The following is a 2,049-nucleotide window of genomic DNA, read 5'->3' as shown; positions in this document are numbered from 1 at the left end:
GCTTCGGGGTAAGCCAACAGACGTGGCGTTCCACAGCGACCAGGGCAGCCCCTATACCAGCCGTAGATATCGGCAGGCGCTGTGGCGCTGTAGGATACAGCATATGGGGGGGTAATCATTTTGATACTGATCGTGCATGCCTCAAGCAAGCCGCCAACCTTTTACGGCGCGGCATTGGTCGAAATCTGGGGTTTGATACTCGTCGCGAAAAAATGACTCAAAACTGATTTTTTCGAACGGTATTTGATACTCGAATGATTGCTACTTATGTGAGTTTGAACTGCGTTTAAATCGCTTTTGATTTTCGTTTAAGCAGGCGACTAAGAAAGTTGGTCGAACTCAATAACCTCTAAAAAAATATGCATTACATCTGACAGCAAGCGGCTGTCTACGCTTACTTAGCCAGCCTGCTGGTGGTTTGCTAGCGGGTCGCCTGGTGCTGGCTCTTGATCCCCCTCAGAATCCCCCTCTTTAATCTGCTTATAGAGGCGCAGCACGCGCTCTCTGTCGCTTTCAGGAATTCGTAGAAACTCGTCTATGGCAGACATGCCGTTAAGCGCCGAAATGATGCCAGATACACCGTAGTTTAGGATTGCATCGGAAAGCAGAGCCTTTTGGGTCTCATTCAACAATTGAAGCACTCCACCCTCCTGGTTTGCATGATAATTATTCCCAGCATCTGTTTTATATTCGGATTCGAGGTGGGGTTCGCTTACGTCATCAATCTCAGAAAGAAGCCAAGCCGGGGAGCGCTCTACCACGTAAGCTAAAGTACTCAACCTATCAAGCGTTGGATATGTCTTACCTATCAGATAGTTGCGAATGACAGTGTCTGACATGCCACATGTTTCCCCCATTTTAACATTCGATGAAATCCCTTTAGCCTCCATAGCTGACTTAAGACGCTCTCCGAAACGGTTTATTCTGTGGGTAACAAAAAACCGATCACGGTTTTTTTGATCTTCAGCGGTTTTTTCATTGTAACTATCTGACATAAAAGCACTTCCCATTAAATTCTTCTAAATGGCAACCTCCAATAAAAAACCAAATATAAATTTGACATCGGTTTTTTATTGGATTAAGTTTAAATGCATCCGATAGCCTGATTTGATTATCGGTTTAGATAAACCTGAGAGGATCACACAATGCAGTTTCCTAAACAAGATCTGACACATGTCTTCGTTACTCCCGGTCAGGACTGGCCCAGCGACCTCATCATCGCAGCGCTCAAAAAAGCGGGTTTCAGCGTGCCAGTCCTGGAAGCTGAGTTGGGAATTGGTGCTGGCTCCCTGCGTAACGCGTTTTATCGCCACGTTCCAAGATATGAGCATCTCATCGCACAAAAAATCGGGCTTTCACCAGATGTGATCTGGCCAAGTCGTTACAGCGCAGATAATCGCCAGAGCGCGTGATCGGAGGGCATGAGATGTCTGTCTGGTTAACCGCTAAGGAATGCTCATCCCTGCCTGGTATGCCGAGCATGGGACATAACATTCGTAACAAACTGGATAAGCTGACCGGAGGTAATGATTCGCTGCGCCGCCGCCGTCAGGGCACTAAAGCTTTCGAGTATCACGTTGATTGTCTGCCGGACGCCGCACGTGAAGCTGTTCAGGCCCGCATGGCGCGTCAGCTGCTGGCACAGTCTGCTTCCCTTCCGGCCAGGGCGACCACCACCAGTGAGCTGGTCACGGGAGCCGGTGGCGAGAAAGTGCAGCGCGAGCTGGCGTTATATCGTAAATGTCCGGCCCTGCAGGAGAAGAAGCTGCGCGAGCTGACCGACAGCCAGAAAGCAGTCGGTGATGCGCGGATGGTGCTGGTTCAGGAGGTGTTACGCCTTATGGACAACAGCGAAAACGGCGGTCTCAGCATGAAGCGCAAACAGGCGGTCGAGTTTATTGCCGACGCTTCTGTCGCCGGGACGCTGCCAGATTATGTGCAGCGGGCCGCCGATATCGCCAACGCCCGCAAGGGTGCCACCCGCGCCGGGGTCAGCGTGCCAACGCTTCAGCGCTGGCTGTCAACCTGGATGGCTGCGAATACGGTGGG

At 50.8% G+C, this 2,049-nt stretch carries 3 protein-coding genes; 2 read left to right on the top strand and 1 reads right to left on the bottom strand.

Features of this window, described 5'->3' with window-relative positions:
- Positions 1-398: 398 nt before the first annotated feature.
- Positions 399-995, bottom strand: coding sequence for a helix-turn-helix domain-containing protein (locus tag BBW68_RS19835; protein ID WP_245675255.1), 597 nt, complete (start codon positions 993-995; stop codon positions 399-401).
- Positions 996-1,145: 150 nt separating this feature from the next.
- On the opposite strand from BBW68_RS19835, the gene BBW68_RS10435 reads away from it, so the two are divergent.
- A complete protein-coding gene (locus tag BBW68_RS10435; protein WP_070135309.1) occupies positions 1,146-1,412 on the top strand; it encodes a helix-turn-helix domain-containing protein in 267 nt (88 codons plus the stop codon).
- Between the two features lie 68 nt (positions 1,413-1,480).
- A partial coding sequence (locus BBW68_RS10430) for a DNA-binding protein (RefSeq protein ID WP_338061304.1) occupies positions 1,481-2,049 on the top strand: 569 nt, incomplete at its 3' end.

Origin of the sequence: Candidatus Erwinia dacicola, assembly GCF_001756855.1 — a bacterium.
Lineage (GTDB): Bacteria > Pseudomonadota > Gammaproteobacteria > Enterobacterales > Enterobacteriaceae > Erwinia > Erwinia dacicola.
Note: the sequence above shows the minus strand (reverse complement) of the source record. Positions and strands in the feature narration are given on the sequence as shown.

Bases quoted from the DNA above. Each gene is read 5' to 3' on its own strand.
- BBW68_RS19835 (WP_245675255.1), bottom strand. From the start codon at position 995: ATGTCAGATAGTTACAATGAAAAAACCGCTGAAGATCAAAAAAACCGT.
- BBW68_RS10435 (WP_070135309.1), top strand. From the start codon at position 1,146: ATGCAGTTTCCTAAACAAGATCTGACACATGTCTTCGTTACTCCCGGT.